This is a genomic window from Pseudomonas sp. efr-133-TYG-5 (assembly GCF_030209175.1).
Classification (GTDB): Bacteria; Pseudomonadota; Gammaproteobacteria; order Pseudomonadales; family Pseudomonadaceae; genus Aquipseudomonas.
The window spans coordinates 1,779,094-1,794,717 of the sequence record NZ_JARVSM010000001.1; the positions used below are offsets into that span (position 1 = coordinate 1,779,094).

At 62.0% G+C, this 15,624-nt stretch carries 11 protein-coding genes; 6 read left to right on the plus strand and 5 right to left on the minus strand.

From position 1 onward, the window contains the following. Positions 1 to 16: 16 nt before the first annotated feature. On the minus strand, positions 17 to 832 hold the full coding sequence (locus QRN70_RS08075) for a UDP-2,3-diacylglucosamine diphosphatase (protein WP_285416856.1): 816 nt from the start codon (positions 830 to 832) through the stop codon (positions 17 to 19). A gap of 135 nt (positions 833 to 967) precedes the next feature. Here QRN70_RS08075 and QRN70_RS08080 point away from each other — a divergent pair, with 135 nt between their 5' ends. Together QRN70_RS08080 and QRN70_RS08085 are read left to right on the plus strand one after the other, a co-directional pair. After that, complete coding sequence (locus QRN70_RS08080) at positions 968 to 1,732, plus strand: helix-turn-helix transcriptional regulator (protein WP_285416858.1); 765 nt, start codon at positions 968 to 970, stop codon at positions 1,730 to 1,732. Between the two features lie 170 nt (positions 1,733 to 1,902). Then, entirely contained in the window at positions 1,903 to 2,796 is an 894-nt protein-coding gene (locus QRN70_RS08085; RefSeq protein WP_285416860.1) for a DMT family transporter, read from the plus strand. Here QRN70_RS08085 and QRN70_RS08090 read toward each other — a convergent pair. After that, positions 2,790 to 3,077 (minus strand): Rdx family protein, encoded by a 288-nt coding sequence (locus QRN70_RS08090; protein ID WP_285416862.1) that lies wholly within the window; start codon positions 3,075 to 3,077, stop codon positions 2,790 to 2,792. The genes QRN70_RS08085 and QRN70_RS08090 overlap by 7 nt on opposite strands. Before the next feature lie 70 nt (positions 3,078 to 3,147). Here QRN70_RS08090 and QRN70_RS08095 point away from each other — a divergent pair, with 70 nt between their 5' ends. After that, positions 3,148 to 5,337, plus strand: a complete 2,190-nt coding sequence (locus QRN70_RS08095; RefSeq protein WP_285416864.1) for a patatin-like phospholipase family protein — start codon at positions 3,148 to 3,150, stop codon at positions 5,335 to 5,337. A gap of 83 nt (positions 5,338 to 5,420) precedes the next feature. On the opposite strand, the gene QRN70_RS08100 is transcribed toward QRN70_RS08095, so the two are convergent. The 3 genes from QRN70_RS08100 to recQ form a co-directional block, all read right to left on the minus strand. Next, on the minus strand, positions 5,421 to 7,217 hold the full coding sequence (locus QRN70_RS08100) for a motility hub landmark protein FimV (RefSeq protein WP_285416866.1): 1,797 nt from the start codon (positions 7,215 to 7,217) through the stop codon (positions 5,421 to 5,423). Between the two features lie 127 nt (positions 7,218 to 7,344). Then, positions 7,345 to 7,779: a MarR family transcriptional regulator gene (locus tag QRN70_RS08105; protein WP_285416868.1), complete on the minus strand. Its 435-nt coding sequence runs from the start codon at positions 7,777 to 7,779 to the stop codon at positions 7,345 to 7,347. A 134-nt stretch (positions 7,780 to 7,913) separates the two neighbouring features. Continuing rightward, positions 7,914 to 10,043, minus strand: coding sequence for a DNA helicase RecQ (gene recQ / locus QRN70_RS08110; protein ID WP_285416869.1), 2,130 nt, complete (start codon positions 10,041 to 10,043; stop codon positions 7,914 to 7,916). 391 nt (positions 10,044 to 10,434) lie between these two features. Here recQ and QRN70_RS08115 point away from each other — a divergent pair, with 391 nt between their 5' ends. From QRN70_RS08115 to QRN70_RS08125, 3 genes are all read left to right on the plus strand, one after another. Then, positions 10,435 to 11,022 carry a UPF0149 family protein gene (locus tag QRN70_RS08115; RefSeq protein WP_285416871.1) on the plus strand — a complete coding sequence of 196 codons (588 nt, stop codon included), beginning with the start codon at positions 10,435 to 10,437 and terminating at the stop codon, positions 11,020 to 11,022. Between the two features lie 10 nt (positions 11,023 to 11,032). Continuing rightward, positions 11,033 to 11,428 carry a YbaN family protein gene (locus tag QRN70_RS08120; protein WP_285416872.1) on the plus strand — a complete coding sequence of 132 codons (396 nt, stop codon included), beginning with the start codon at positions 11,033 to 11,035 and terminating at the stop codon, positions 11,426 to 11,428. A 240-nt stretch (positions 11,429 to 11,668) separates the two neighbouring features. Further along, the gene (locus QRN70_RS08125; RefSeq protein ID WP_285416874.1) at positions 11,669 to 15,613 is read left to right on the plus strand and encodes an Ig-like domain-containing protein; all 3,945 of its coding nucleotides are present in this window, start codon (positions 11,669 to 11,671) and stop codon (positions 15,611 to 15,613) included. Positions 15,614 to 15,624: the final 11 nt, after the last annotated feature.

A 15,624-nucleotide genomic window follows, 5' to 3' on the forward strand; every position in this document is an offset into this window, starting at 1 on the left:
TTGCACAGCAGAGAAATCAGGCGAGTTCGGCGACCTTGGCCGCCTTGAGCTGCGCCTCGCGCGCCTGGGCATCGGCCAGACGATACAGCTCGATCGTGCCGTCCCAGTGCTCGATCAACGCCGTGCAGGACTCAACCCAATCGCCGCAGTTGAGGTAATCCACCTCGCCGACCTTGCGGATCTCGGCATGGTGAATGTGCCCGCAGACCACCCCGTGCAATTCGCGTTTGACGCACTCGTGGGCGATGGCTTCTTCGAAGTCACTGATGAAGCTCACCGCCGTCTTCACCTTGTGCTTGAGGTAGGCCGACAACGACCAGTAGCCGTAGCCGTACTTGGCCCGCCAGTGGTTGAGCCAGCGGTTGAGGGTCAGGGTGAATTCGTAGGCCGAGTCGCCGAGAAAGGCCAGCCAGCGGTGATAGCGAGTGATCACGTCGAATTGGTCGCCGTGAATGACCAGCAGGTGGCGGCCATCGGCGGTGACGTGCACCGCTTCGTCGACCAGCTGGATATTGCCAAGGATCAGCCTGGAGTAGCGGCGCAGAAATTCGTCATGGTTACCGGTGACGTAAATCACCTCGGTGCCGCGCTTACTCATGGTCAGCAGGCGACGGATCACATTGGTGTGCGCCTGCGGCCAGTACATGCCGCTGCGCAGCTTCCAGCCATCGATGATGTCACCGACCAGATAGATCTTGTCGGCGTGGTAGCCCTTGAGGAACTGCGACAGATGCTCGGCCTGGCAGTCCCGCGTGCCCAGGTGCACGTCGGAGATCCACAAGGTGCGCACCCGCTGTTTGCGGCTGGGTTTGGCGAGCTCGGCGCTGGTCATGGGCGACCCTCTGCGATGTTTTCGCCAGCTTGCGCGCGGCCGGTTAATCGACCATGACAGCTGTGCGTCAGTCGTGTGACAGCGCACGGCGCCGACGTCGGTGTAGACTGGCGCTCACTGCGGAGACGACCTGCCATGCGACCGATCCTGACCCTGCGCGACTACACCCACGATCTGATTGTTCACAGCCACGACCACGCGCAACTGGTGTTCGGCCTGTCCGGCGCGCTGGATTTCGAGGTCGAGGGCCAAGGCAGTCAGGTTCGGCAGCAGAGTTTCGTGGTCATTCCCGGCGGTGCCCATCATGCCTGCGGCAGCCCCGATGGCAGCCGCTGCCTGGTGCTGGATGTGCCCGACGGCCGCTGGCTGAGCGACTCGCTGGGCGAGCATGCCGACGCCAGTCGGCGCCTGCTCGACCTGCCAGCGCGGCTGTCGCTGGATTCGCGGCAAAGCCAATTGGTCAGCTGGCTGGCCAACAGTCCGGTGACTGACCCGCTGATCGCCCAGCAAGGCGCGGTGTTGCTGCTGGCCAGCCTCAATCACGGCAAACCTGCCGAACTCGCGACGCGGCGCCTGCCCTACGCGGCGCTGGATGCGCACATCGAGCAATACGCCGCCTACCCGCTGCAAGTCGCCGACCTCGCGCGGGTGGCCGGGCTATCGACTGCGCGCCTGCACGCACGCTTCGTCGCCGAATGCGGGCAGACGCCGATGGATTACATCCGCAGTCGGCGCCTGCACCTGGCGGTGCAGATGTTGCGTGACAGCGTGCTGCCGATCGGTGAAATCGCCAGTCGCGTCGGCTACAGCTCGCAAAGTGCCTTCTCTGCCGCCGTCCTACGCGAATTCGGCGCATCCCCCGGACGACTGCGGCGCGATTCCTACGACAAAAGACGCTAGTCTGCCGACAGACAGGGGCGCCGTTACACGTTTCAATAGGCACACGCTGTCGCGGCTGGCGATCTTCTGATTTTGTTTCAAGGTCAAGCTCGGAAGATCGAGCCTGCGGCAGCGCCTGCATCGAGATCGCGTCGATCAGCGGATCGCGCAAAACGAACAAAAGGATTGCAATGACTCCCCGTACCGCCCTTGGCGCCTTGCATATCGGCGCATTGATGTTCGGCCTGACTGGTGTCTTCGGCAAGCTTGCCGCCGCCTCGCCGGCGGTCATCGTCTTCGGCCGGGCCGCGTTTGCCGTACTCGCCCTGGCGGTTTTCGCGCGTTTCGCCAGCCAGAGCGGCTGGTACAGACTGCAGGCAGTGGATTGGCGCCGACTCCTGCTCAGCGGCCTGTTGCTGGCCGGGCACTGGGTGAGTTTTTTCATCGCGGTGAAAGTCGCCGGCGTGGCCATCGCCACCCTGGGCTTCGCCAGTTTTCCGGCGTTCACGGTGATGCTCGAAGGGCTGATCTTCCGCGATCGCATCCGCGCCAACGAAATCATCCTGGTAGTCCTGGTCAGCGTCGGCCTGGTGCTGGTGACTCCGGCGTTCGACCTGGCCAGCGGTGCCACTGCCGGTCTGCTCTGGGCGGTTCTGTCCGGGCTGCTGTTCTCGCTGCTGTCGCTGACCAACCGCGCCAGTTCCGCGCGCATTCCGGCGGTACAGGCCGCGCTGTGCCAGAACGTGGTGGTTGCGTTGTGCCTGCTGCCCGTGGCCGCGCCGCAACTGAGCGCGGTGCGCGCCCTCGACTGGTTGTGGATCGCTCTGCTCGGCGTGTTCTGCACCGGCGTCGCCCACAGCCTGTTCGTCGCCAGCCTGGCGGTCATCAAGGCGCGCACCGCGGCGGTGGTGTTCGCCATGGAACCGGTCTACGGCATCACCGTCGCCTGGCTGCTGTTCGATGAAAACCCGACCCTGCGCATGCTCATCGGCGGTGCACTGATCATCGTCGCCATCGTGGTGTCGAGCCGCGCGTCAGGCGGTTCCAGCAAAAAAACCGTGGCCGCCGAGGCGGCGTCTCACTGAGTGCGATCGTTGTGGCCGAGGTCGCGCTGCGGGTCGATTCGGTCACGCACCCGCTGCTTCAACACCTTGGCCTCGGGGAAGCCGCCATCGACCTTGCGCTCCCAGATCTGCACACCGTCGCAACTGATGTGAAACACCCCGCCGGTCCCCGGCACCAGCGACACTTTGCCGAGGTCGTCGGCGAAGGTACTGAGCAGTTCCTGAGCCAGCCAGGCAGCGCGCAGCAGCCACTGGCATTGGGTGCAATAGGTGATGACGATTTCCGCTTTGCTGGCCGACATGTTCGCTGAAACTCCTGAGACAGGGGGGCCGCTATAATAGCCGGCTTTATCGCACGCCCCGAGACTCACGATGCACCGTCTGCTGTTCTGCCTGTTGATTGGATTCCTCCCGATATGGGCCCATGCCAGTGAAGCGCCCCGCCCGAAAGTCGGCCTGGTGCTGTCCGGTGGCGCCGCGCGCGGACTGGCCCACATCGGCGTGCTCAAGGCCCTGGAAGAGCAAGGCATCAAGATCGATGCGATCGCCGGCACCAGCATGGGCGCCGTGGTCGGCGGCCTGTATGCCTCGGGCTACAAGATCGACGAACTGGAAAAACTCGCGCTGAATATCGACTGGCAGCAGGCACTGTCCGATGCCCCGCCACGCGAAGACGTGCCGTTCCGGCGCAAGCAGGATGACCGCGATTTCCTGGTGAAACAGAAACTCAGCTTTCGCGATGACGGCAGCCTCGGCCTGCCGCTGGGGGTGATCCAGGGCCAGAACCTGTCCTTGCTGCTGGAAAGCCTGCTGGCGCACACCAGCGACACCCGGGATTTCGACAAGCTGCCGATCCCGTTCCGCGCCGTCACCACCGATATCGCCAACGGCGAGAAAGTGGTGTTCCGCAAGGGCCACCTGCCGCAGGTGATCCGCGCCAGCATGTCGATTCCGGCGGTGTTCGCACCGGTCGAACTGGATGGCCGGCTGCTGGTTGACGGCGGCATGACCGACAATATTCCGCTCGACGTGGCCCGGGAAATGAGCGTCGACGTGGCCATCGTGGTCGACATCGGCACCCCGCTGCGCAACCGCAAGCAACTGGTGACTGTGGTCGATGTGCTCAATCAGTCGATCACCCTGATGACCCGACGCAACTCCGAAGAACAACTGGCGGCGCTGCACAAGGATGACGTGCTGATCCAGCCGCCGCTGGCGAGTTTCGGCGTCACCGATTTCGGCCGCGCCGAGGAAATGATCGACGCCGGCTATCGCGCGACCCAGGCCCTCAACCTGCGCCTGGCACGCCTGAAACCGGCGGTGCCGCAGGATGCCGAGCTGGCTGCTGCGCGGGCGCCGGGCCAGCGCACACCGATCATCACGGCGATCCGGGTCGAGAATGATTCGAAAGTCGACGACGACGTGATCCGCTACTACATCCGCCAGCACATCGGCGAACCGCTGGACCTGGGCCGACTGCACTCGGACATGGGCACCCTGTATGGCCTCGACTACTTTGAGCAGGTGCAGTACCGCGTGGTGCACAAGGGCCAGGATCACACGCTGGTCATCAGTGCCCGAGGCAAACGCAGCGGCACCGATTACCTGCGGGTCGGGCTCAATCTGTCGGATGACATGCGCGGCGACAGCGCCTTCAACCTCGGCGCCAGTTATCGGGTCAACGGCATCAACCGCCTCGGTGCGGAATGGCTGACCCGCGCGCAGATCGGCGACAAACAGGAGCTGTACAGTGAGTTCTACCAGCCGCTGGACGTCGGTTCGCGGTACTTCATCGCCCCGTCGGTGGTGTTCGAGGCACAGAACGTCGATGCGGTGCTCGATAACGACCCGATCGCCCAGTACCGTGTCGAACGCTATGGCCTGGCGCTGAACGTCGGCCGGCAGATCGGCAACAACGGCGAGGTGCGTTTCGGTGTCGGCGAAGCCTGGGGCAAGGCCGACGTGCGCATCGGCGATCAGGATCTGCCCAGCGAGAGTTTCAACGAAGGTTTCTATTCGCTGAAGTATTCGTTCGACTCGCTGGACAACGTCTACTTCCCCCACGAAGGCAAGGACATCAGCCTGACGCTGCTGCAATTCGAACCGAGCCTGGGCTCGGACACCCGTTACCGGCAGTGGGAATTCAAACTCGACAAGGCCATGAGCCACGGCCCGGACACGCTGATCCTCGGCGGTCGCTACGGGCGCACCCTGGATGACACCAATGTCGTCACCTCGAGCTTCCTGCTCGGCGGCGCGCGACAGTTGTCGGGGTTCCGCGAGGATGCGATTTCCGGACAGAACGTCAGCCTGTTGCGGGCGGTGTACTACCGGCGCCTGACGCCGCGCGCCTACCTGCCACTGGACTTCCCGCTGTATGCCGGTGCGTCGCTGGAGCGCGGCCGCGCGTGGAACAACGACAACGAGTTCGACAGCGGCTACATCAATGCAGCCAGTGTGTTCATCGGTTTCGATACGCCGCTGGGACCGCTGAATTTCAGTTATGGCCTGAACGATGCGGACCAGCAGGCGGTGTATCTGAACCTGGGGCAGACCTTCTAGGCCTGCACCACCGCGATCTACGGGTTGCGATCCACGGATCGCAGCCTCGTTTCAGTCGACAGCGCCTGCGAGAACCGGCCACTTCAGCGAATGCCGGCCAACAGCGTGCGGGCGGTCTGACGCAGTGGCTCGTCGTCTTCCTTGAGTAATTCGTTGAGCAAGGCGATGGCGCTGTCGAGGTCGCCGTCGTCGATGCAGGTCTGGGCCTGCTCAAGCTTGCCGGCGTTGGCCGAGGGTGGCGGATCCGCCGCTTGCAGATCCAGCGGTTGCAGTTGCAGCGAGGGCTCGGGATCACCGAACTCATTGAGGAAGTCATCGTCGAGCGGCTGCGCATCCGGCTCGGCAAGCCACTCCAGCTCGCCGGCATCCGCCTCATCGGTCGCATTGGCGGGCAGCTCGAAATCCTGCGGCAGCACTTGCAGACCGGCGCCGAAAGCTGTTTCGCCCGGTTCGGGTTGATCGGCCGTCGTGCGGCTGTCTTCCAGATCCCAGGTGGAGTCCATCGACAGCGCATCGAGGTTCAATTCAAAGTCGTCTTCGGCCGTTGGCGCTGGCGCAAGCGGCTCGGCCGCGAGCGGCGGCGCCACGGCGGCGACGGGGATCACCGCTGCCAGCGAGGCGGCACTGGCCAGTTTCGGATAGCGCGCGCGAATGTCGTGCAGGGTCTGCTCCGCCACCCCGAGCTGACGCAGGCGCTGCTCCTGTTCGTCATAGGCTGGCGTATCGCCCTGGCGACCCAACACCTCGAGCAGCTGCACGCCGAGATCGACGCGCTCCGGCTCCTTGTGCAAGGCATCGCGCAGCAGGCCGATGGCCTCGCCGAGGCGGCCATAGGCGAGATAGATACCCACCGCTTCCAGCACGTCGCCGGCGACAGGATCGTCACGATGTTCGACAGCGGCATGTGCGGCTGACGGACGCCCGCCGTGTGCTTCATCCAGTTCCTCTGGCTCACTGCGCGCTGGCAGCACCGGCACTGGCGCTACCGACAGCGGCTGCCTGCGCCGACGTGCGTACAGCAACGCAACCAGCCCGCCCAGCAGCACCAACAGACCACCGAGCAGCAGCCAGTCAGGCCCGTCTTGCTGCGCCTCGACCGGTGCGGCCACCGGCGCGGGGGTGGGTGTGGGTGTGGGGGCTGGCGTCGCGACGGCGGGCGGCGGTGTCTGCTGCAACTCGATGATCCGCGCCTGCATCTCGTTGATCTGCTTCTTGCCATCGGCGATCAGGACATCCTGCGCCTGCACTCGCGCAGTCAGTTCGTCGATGGTTTTCTGCAACTGCTGGTTCTGCAGGACACTCGCCGCCAACTGTTCGGCTGTGCTGTCCTTGGCGGGAGCCGGTGCAGGCGCGGCGGCAGGCACGGTGGCTTTGCCCTGCGCGACCGGGGCCGGCGCTTCGGGCGTGGGGAATTCGGAGGATTGCGCGCGGGCATCCGGCTCATCGGTGGCCGGCACGATGCCCGGTGAGCCCGGTGGATCGATCAGCAGCGTGTATTCGCGCAGCAACCGGCCGTTGGGCTGGTTGAGCTGCACGAGGAAATTGAGGAACGGTTCCTTGACCGGTTTGGCCGAGGTCACCCGGATCATGTTGCGACGACCGTGCAGGATCGGCGTGAACTTGAGGTCGTTGAGAAAGAACACCCGCTCGATCCCGGCCTGAGCGAACTCGTCAGCCGTGGCCAGGCTGACCGACAGCTCGCTTTCGCGCAGGCCGCCGACGTCCTCCAGGGCAATGTCAGCCTTGAGCGGCTGATTGAGCGCCGAGTGCACGGTGATATCACCGAGCCCCAGCGCCAGCGAGGCGCCGGACCAGGCGAGAACACCGGCCACCAGCAGCGAGTGGGCGCAACGCAGTACCACGTGCCGACTTCCGAGCATGAGCATCCCTTAAATAAGCAAAACCGACTTCTATGCGTTCGCACATCCGGTACGAACACGATATTGCCCAGTAGTTCTTATAGTCTGCTCAGCGCGATCTCTCAAAAAACCGGCACGAGGTTATGCGTCAGGATTTTTCCAGGTTGGCCAGAATATGCCCGTGCACACGCATGCAGACCTTCAAATCCGCCTCATCGACGCCCTCGAACAATTCGTGGCGCAATTGCGTGGCAATGGTTTCAATCTGCTCGATCAGCGGCAGTGCCGCGGCACACAGGACGATTTTTTTCGCCCGACGGTCTTCCATCACGGACTGGCGTTGCACCAGGCCCTGGCTTTCCAGGCTGTCCAGCAAACGCGCCAGGGTCGGCCCTTCGACGCCGACGCTCTGCGCCAGTTCACGCTGGGTGGGCGCTTGCTCGAAACGCGCCAGGTGCAGCAGCACCAGCCAGCGGGCCTGGGACAAGCCCAGGCCGGCCAGCCGGCGATCCAGTTCGGCACGCCAGCCACGAGACATCTGCGCCAGTTGCATGCCAAAGCGGTGTTGATCGGTTAACGGCATAAAACACTCATGATTAGACTGAACAAATAGAGAAAAACTAATTATTAGTCAGCTAAGCATGACATTTGGCTATAGGCAAGAGCCGCCCCATACTGAATCGTTACAACTGTCTTGTGGTTGGCACTTACGCCGCCTCACATTTCGAATTCCGATTGCAGCGCAGCCCGCACGCAGTACAGCACGCCTTCCGGAACACGGCCGGCGAACAGCTCCGCCACTTCGGCGACCGACGGTAGCTCGCCCTCGCCGTCAAGGAACGCGTCCTGGACTTCGCCCATCAGGTCCTCCGGCAGATCCAGCGCCTGCTCAAGCGACAGCTGCTGCTTGCCGATGGCTTCGGCGAGCATGCTGTAGACGTTCTTTTCCGAGCACTGCAACTGCCCGGCGATCTGCAACGGGGTCATGCCGGCGCGGGCCAGGGTGATCAATTCGTGGCGCACGTCGGCCACCACTTTCGGGGTTGGCGCTTCGCCGCCGAGCACTTCGAGGAACGCCTCGCCATAGCGCTCCAGCTTGCGTGCGCCGACACCGCTGACCCGCGCCATCTCGGCCAGCGAGGTCGGCTGGCTGCGGAGCATCTCCAGCAGGGTCGAGTCGGGGAAGATGACGTACGGCGGCACGCCGTGTTCTTCCGCCAGTTTGCGCCGCAGGGCGCGCAAGGCTTCCCACTGCTCGCGCTCTTCGCCGCGCACCAGTTGGCTGGCCTGGCTCTTGCTGCCGCTCTTGGCGGTGATCTGCGGCTTGAGGTCGCGGCGCAGCTCCAGGCTGACCTCGCCCTTGAGCAGCGGCCGGCAAGTGTCGCTCAGGCGCAGGCCGCCGTAACCTTCGTGGTCGACATCGGCCAGGCCACGGGCGACCAACTGGCGGAACAACGAGCGCCACTCGCTCTCCCCCAACGCCTTACCAACGCCGAACACCGACAGGTGCTGATGGCCGAAGCTGCGCACCTTTTCGTTGTCCTTGCCGAGCAGCACGTCGACCAGATGACCGACGCCATAGCGCTGGCCGGTGCGATAGATCGCCGACAGCGCCTGGCGCGCCGGTTCGGTGGCATCCCAGGTCTGCACGCCGTCGACGCAGTTGTCGCAATGGCCGCACGGCTGCGGCAGGTCTTCGTCGAAATAGGCCAGCAGCGCCTGGCGGCGGCAGCGGGTTTCTTCGCAAAGGGAGAGCATGGCGTCGAGCTTGTGCTGCTCCAGACGCTTGTGGCGCTCGTCACCCTCGGAGTTCTGCAGCATCTGCTTGAGCATCACCACGTCTTGCAGGCCGTAGGCCATCCAGGCATCCGCCGGCAGGCCGTCGCGGCCGCCACGGCCGGTTTCCTGGTAGTAGGCCTCGAGGGATTTCGGCAGGTCGAGGTGGGCGACGAAGCGCACGTTGGGCTTGTCGATGCCCATGCCGAACGCCACGGTGGCGACCATGATCAGGCCTTCTTCGTTGAGGAAGCGCTTCTGATGATAGGCGCGCAGGTCATTGGGCAGCCCGGCGTGGTACGGCAGCGCCGGGAAGCCCTGCTCGCTGAGGAACGCGGCAACTTCCTCGACCTTCTTGCGCGACAGGCAATAGACGATGCCGGCATCGCTGCGGCGTTCGGCAAGGAACGCCAGCAACTGCTTGCGCGGCTGCTCCTTGGGCACGATGCGATAGAAGATGTTCGGCCGGTCGAAGCTCGAGAGGAAACGCTCGGCATTCTGCAGGTGCAGACGGGTGACGATTTCTTCACGGGTGCGCTTGTCGGCGGTGGCGGTCAGGGCGATACGCGGCACGTCGGGGAACATTTCCGCCAACTGCCCCAGTTGCAGGTATTCCGGACGGAAATCATGCCCCCACTGCGACACGCAGTGGGCTTCGTCGATGGCGAACAGAGCGATGTTCAGCCCTTGCAGGAACGACAGCATGCGCGGCTGCACCAGGCGCTCGGGGGCCAGGTAGAGCATTTTCACTTCGCCGCGCTTGATGCGGGCGGCGAGCTCGCGCTGCTGTTCGGCGCTCAGCGTGGAGTTCAGCGCGGCGGCGGCCACGCCCAGCTCTTCGAGGGTGGCGACCTGATCGTCCATCAACGCGATCAGCGGCGATACCACCACCGCCAGGCCTTCGCGCAACAGCGCTGGCACCTGGAAGCACAGCGACTTGCCGCCGCCGGTGGGCATCAGCACAAGGGCATCGCCGCCACTGGCCACGCGCTCAATGATTGCACCCTGGCGGCCACGGAAACTGTCGTAGCCGAAGATGTCCTTGAGGACGCGTTGAGCCTGTTCGAGCATAAAAACTCCAAAAATCTACCGAAACATCCCTGCACAGACTGGTTCAAGGCAGCCAGGGCTGCTTAAACAAAACGTAAGGGCGCGTTGCATGGCGCCTTGCACAGCCGTCACGAAGCCGCCAGGAATTACAAAGCGCGGCAGTATACCCGAGCGCTCCACCGCGCAGGGTGCCGCTGAGAAGACTCCGCTCATTGCAGGCTTCGAAGCCCTGTGGGAATGAGCCCGCTCGCGAATCCGCCGGTTCAGTCGAGGGCGCTTTCGCGAGCAGGCTCGCTCCCACGGGGTCGGCTGGGTGACCCGCCAATTGCGGCAAATCTGCCGTGCGGCTGGCTTGAGCGCTCAAGAAGGCCTAGAATTCCCGCATTGTTTATTCCCCCAAGGTAGCCCTTTAATGTCCTTCGCTGAGCAACTAACCCGCCTGCAAGTCTTCCTCGACGCCGACGAACTGCATGACGAGGCGCTGGACTACGTGGCCGCCCACGGCTACCTCACCGCGCTGTCGATCTGCTCGGAAAACGTGCCGGATCGCGAGTGGATCGACGCCCTGTTCGCTGAAGAGCCGCACTACAGCAGCGAAGCCCAGCGCGAAGAAATCGAAGCCACGCTGATCGGCCTCAAGGCCCACATCGCCCGCCAACTGGCGTCCGACGAAGAATTCGAACTGCCATGCGAACTGGACCTGGGCGATGACCCGGACGACTCGGAACTGCGCGGCTGGTGCATTGGCTTCATGGAAGGCGTATTCCTGCGTGAAGCGGCCTGGTTCGAAACCGCTGAAGAAGAAGTCAGCGAAATGCTCCTGCCGATCATGGTTGGTTCCGGCCTGTTCGACGAGCAGCCGGAATTCGAAGACATCGCCAAGGATGCCAACCTGATGGACGATATGATCGTGCAGATCCCGGAAGCCCTGACCGCGCTGTACCTGCTGTGCCAGGCGCCGGACGAGAAACCGGCGATCCTCAAGCCACGTCACCACTAAGTCCACGCCTATGGACAACCCCATAGGCAACCGCCCCCTGATGTTGCGCTACGTGCTGCTGGCCATCGGCTGGCTGAGCGTGGCATTGGGGGTGATCGGGATCTTCCTGCCGGTCCTGCCCACCACCCCCTTCCTGTTGCTGGCCGCCGCCTGCTTCGCCCGCAGCTCGCCGCGTTTCTATCGCTGGCTGGTCGAGCATCCCCGGCTCGGGCCATGGATCCGCGACTACCTCGACGGCAACGGCATCCCGCTCAAGGGCAAGGTCTACGCCATCGGCCTGATGTGGGCGAGCATCCTGTTCTCCTGCTACCTGGTGCCACTGCCATGGGCACGCGGGTTCATGCTGACCAGTGCGGTGCTGGTGACGATCTACATCCTGCGACAGAAAACCTTGCGAAAACCCTGACTTCGCCCTGCTCCCCAGCTCGCCCAGGCTACGAACCACTCATCGGAAATACCCGCCCACCTGTTATTTCTGACAGTAGCCAATCCCTTCGCTTAACGCCTTAAATCACTCCAGCCCTTGATCCACAGCTCGAACGTCCCAGTGCTCGTTCCTGCCAGGTAGTCCCGTATCCACCGACCTTCGCGCTCGAGGCCGGAAATCCTTGATGCCACTGGCATGCCATTTCGGATGGAGTTGACCATGTTCACTTTCCGTCGCTCGTTGTTCCCCAGTCGTCATGAACGGCTCGCCCCGTTGTCGGGATTGGCCCCACCCTTTTTTGCCGACATGGTCATCCCTGTGCCGGGTGCCGACGGAGGGATTAACGCAAAGGCGTATGAAGCGTTCGATGCAGGACTGTTTGCCCTTATCGACCCTTACCTGAACATGGCAATCGATGACCTGCTGGAAGTCTTCCTGGATGACAAAAAGGTCGGCGAACTCAAGGTCAAGGATGAGCACCTCAATCAGCGATGGTTCTTCTTCGTACCCAAAGACGGGCTTGAACCGGGTCTCTTCACCTGCCACTACGTTGTGACCCGGGCAGGAGAAACCGTACCCGACGATCCATCGGCCAAATTGACGCTGTTGCTGGAAATCGACGACCCGGCCGGCCCCGACAAGCGCCCCTTCGAACCCTGGCACTCGGAGCTGAAAAAGGTCGGACTACCGCAGGATGTTATCGATAACGGTGTGACCAAGCCGTGGCTCGACACGGGCGTTCCAATGACGATCACTCCTTATCCGAACATGGCGGTGGGCGACACCATCCTTGCGACGTGGGGCAGTGTATTTCTTTTGCCACACGTGCTGACGCAAGCAGAAGTGGATGGCACCGTAGACATCGTCGTGATGGCCCGGCCCGAAGATATCCTCACCGCCGGCGACAGCGCCGCGATGAAGATCCATTTCGACGTTTGCGATCTCGTTTACAACTGGAGCGAGAAATGGTCGGAAGCCACTTCCGTACAGGTCGATGCCGGGGTATCACGCCTCGATGCGCTCATCATCAAGGAAGCAGATGATGGAAAAATCATTCTTGCAGACCTGGACGCCAACCCGGTCACCCTGCAGATCCTGATCAAACCCAACGACGTCTTCACGGCCGGTGACACCCTCCTGATCACCGTGATCGGCACACCGATTCCCGGCAGACCGCCTCAAACGTTCACCGTTGAAGCCATTGTGCGTAACCCGCCTTATGTTCATGAAATCCCGGTTGACTACGCATTCGTGAAACTCTTCGCCCAGGGCACCCTCGACGCCTCCTATGCGTTGCGCAAACAGGATGGCAACCCGACGCTTTATTCCCGGCGCACGTTTGCCACCGTGATCGGCAATCCGTCGCTGCTGCCGGCGCCGACGATCAGTGAAGTGGTCGGAAACATTTTGCCCGCCACGGTAATGGCAGCATCGGTTGTGATCAAGTATCCAGGCATCATCAGTGGTGACTACCTGTCGCTGATCTGGCTGGGTAAAAAATCCAGCGGTGATGACTATCTGCATGAAGAAGAACACACCGTATCGGGCGAGGAGCAGAAGGCCGGCGAAGTGACGATCTACGTCATGGGCGAACACGTAAAAGCCTTGGAAAACGGCAGCCTCAAATTGCAGTACCGGGTATTCAATGATGCTACAGGCCAGTATGGGACCAGCGAGTCCGAGTTCCTGAGAGTCAACGTTGGATCATGGCAGGCGACGCTGCCGGCACCCAAGGTTGAAGAAGCACCGGATGACATTCTCGATCCCTCGCAGACAAACAAACTGGTCCACGTGCTGGTCAAGCCAGTGAACTGGGTCAAGGGGGATACGCTCACCTACCACTGGCTCGGCATCAACCTTTACGGCAGCACATCCGGCAGTGTGCCGATCACACTGGCTACCATTGGCCAGCCGGTAAGATTCCGGGTGGACAAACAATATGTCTCGGCCAATATCGGCTACTACGTGACCGTCATCTACACGTTGCTGCACGCCGCCACCGGGAAATACAGCTATTCAGCCCCTCTTGAGGTACTGGTCGGCATTCCTCTGGGCAGACTGTTGCCGCCAACTGTCGTCCAGGCCCCTGACGGCATTCTGAACCCGATGGATGGCCGCAATGGCGTGGATATCGATTGCAGCTACGCCTCCATGGACGAAGTGCTCGACAAGCTCGGATTGAAATGGCGGGGCACGCCAGGTGCCGGGACGTCGGAAGACCTGGAGAAACCTGCCGAGGCCACAGGCACCGTAAGGTTCCACCTGCCACCCTCTTTTGTCGGGGCCAATATCGACCGCGAAGTAGCGGTCAATTACGACGTCCAGCGCTATGGCTTGTGGACCCCTTCGGAAATCTTGCCGCTGAAGGTGCTCAACTTCCAGAACCCTGAAACAGAACTGCCGCGGCCCGAGGTACCACAAGCGAAGGCAGGCGAGTTGCCAGTAATGGAGCTCGCCGGGAACGCGAACGTTCTGGTAAAGGCGTGGCCTTTCATTGCCCTCAAGCAGTTGGTCTGGCTGTACATCGAAGGTGAGGCCAGCACGGGCACCTATCGAATCGATCTGCTCACCGCGCACGAAGTGAACTCAACGCAACTGACTCAAGGGCTGAACGAAACCCTGCTCAAAACAGAATTGCTGAAACTGCTTCACGGCTCCAACGCCAGCGTGGTCTGCAAGGTTATTTTCGATAACAGCACGGATGAAGATGCCGCGATTGTCTTCCCTAAACTGCCGCTGGTTATCCGCCAGCACTACGAGTACGTCACGCCTGTCATCACCTTGGTGAAGACGGCACTCGGTGCGGTCATTCCCGAGGCAGGTCAGACCTACGATAAGCGTTTGACGATTGGAGGGACAGCTACTCGGGCCGAGAAAGTCGATGTTCAAATCGATGATGTCTCAAAGGGTATGCGTACCGTCGATGCCAAAAGCGAGTGGACAATCACGGTGGACTTGATTGAAGGCCTGCACCGCGTCGTTGCCATCGCTCAATATGCGGCCGACGATAAAATCAGTAATCCGAGATCTTTCACCATCAAAGAGGCCAAGTCACCCAGTATCACCGGCGTCATGGACAGCAAGGGAGCCGTGGGCAACAACGGCACCACCTACGACAACCAGGTGAAGGTGAGTGTCAATGCCGATCCCGGCCAAAAAGTTCAGCTCTACGACGACACATCGCCAATCGGACAGCCGATTAATCTGGACGGAGGCGGCAATGGCAGCACCACGTTGTCGAGTCTTGGCCAGAAGGTTTACTCACTCAAGGCCAGAGCGCTTTACGGCAGCCAGCTCGAGTCACCGGTCCACTCATTTACAGTCAAGTTCCACCCCACTACCGCCCTCACTTCGGTCCGACATTCCGGCGGGGAATTGGGTAATGGCGGGAAAACCACAGACACTTCCGTGGTCGTAACCGGAATGGCAACGCCGCTCTATAGCGTGCAGATATTTCTCAACAACGTGGGTGGCCAAACCGTGCCAGCCAACGGAAGCGGTGTCTGGTCGCTCAGTCTCGGTATTCATCTGGGCTCTAACATGGTCTACGCGCGATCGGTTGCCAACAATCAACAGACGGTATCTCGCAGCTTTATCCGGGAGACACCGCTGGCGCCATTGAACTTCAATACCAACCCGGTCACGTTGGGTGGCAAGACCTACATCATTCCGGGCTCTGCAGTTTTACCTGCTTTCAACACGGGCAATTCGGTACGGCACCAGGCCAGTGGTGGCAGCCGGGAGTATTCCTACCGATCGAGCAACGCCGGTGTTGCCCATGTTGACGGAGCCGGTCTGGTTACCGCCCGCGGCCGGGGAACAGCGACGATTACCGCCTCTGATTCAGCCGGTCAATCCAAGAGTTACAACGTGACAGTGACAGGGGTCATCCACTGCATCGGACTGGGTTCCGGAGTCTGGTCTACAGCCAACTCACATGCTGCCGCCAATGGAGCGCGGCTTCCCAGCCTCGCTGAGCTTCATGAAATACAGGCAGCCTACGGAGAGCGATGGCCAATGGGCAATCACCATTACTGGTCAACCGATCCCAGCAACTTCTGGTGGCCATGGGCTCAGGCCCGAACCTGCAAGAATCTGGTCAACGGAGAGCAATGGGCAATAAAAATCCCCTTCGATTACTCACTCATTGTGGCGCTTCGATAAACCGCCCCTGT

Bases quoted from the DNA above. Each gene is read 5' to 3' on its own strand.
- QRN70_RS08075 (WP_285416856.1), bottom strand. From the start codon at position 832: ATGACCAGCGCCGAGCTCGCCAAACCCAGCCGCAAACAGCGGGTGCGC.
- QRN70_RS08080 (WP_285416858.1), top strand. From the start codon at position 968: ATGCGACCGATCCTGACCCTGCGCGACTACACCCACGATCTGATTGTT.
- QRN70_RS08085 (WP_285416860.1), top strand. From the start codon at position 1,903: ATGACTCCCCGTACCGCCCTTGGCGCCTTGCATATCGGCGCATTGATG.
- QRN70_RS08090 (WP_285416862.1), bottom strand. From the start codon at position 3,077: ATGTCGGCCAGCAAAGCGGAAATCGTCATCACCTATTGCACCCAATGC.
- QRN70_RS08095 (WP_285416864.1), top strand. From the start codon at position 3,148: ATGCACCGTCTGCTGTTCTGCCTGTTGATTGGATTCCTCCCGATATGG.
- QRN70_RS08100 (WP_285416866.1), bottom strand. From the start codon at position 7,217: ATGCTCGGAAGTCGGCACGTGGTACTGCGTTGCGCCCACTCGCTGCTG.
- QRN70_RS08105 (WP_285416868.1), bottom strand. From the start codon at position 7,779: ATGCCGTTAACCGATCAACACCGCTTTGGCATGCAACTGGCGCAGATG.
- recQ (WP_285416869.1), bottom strand. From the start codon at position 10,043: ATGCTCGAACAGGCTCAACGCGTCCTCAAGGACATCTTCGGCTACGAC.
- QRN70_RS08115 (WP_285416871.1), top strand. From the start codon at position 10,435: ATGTCCTTCGCTGAGCAACTAACCCGCCTGCAAGTCTTCCTCGACGCC.
- QRN70_RS08120 (WP_285416872.1), top strand. From the start codon at position 11,033: ATGGACAACCCCATAGGCAACCGCCCCCTGATGTTGCGCTACGTGCTG.
- QRN70_RS08125 (WP_285416874.1), top strand. From the start codon at position 11,669: ATGTTCACTTTCCGTCGCTCGTTGTTCCCCAGTCGTCATGAACGGCTC.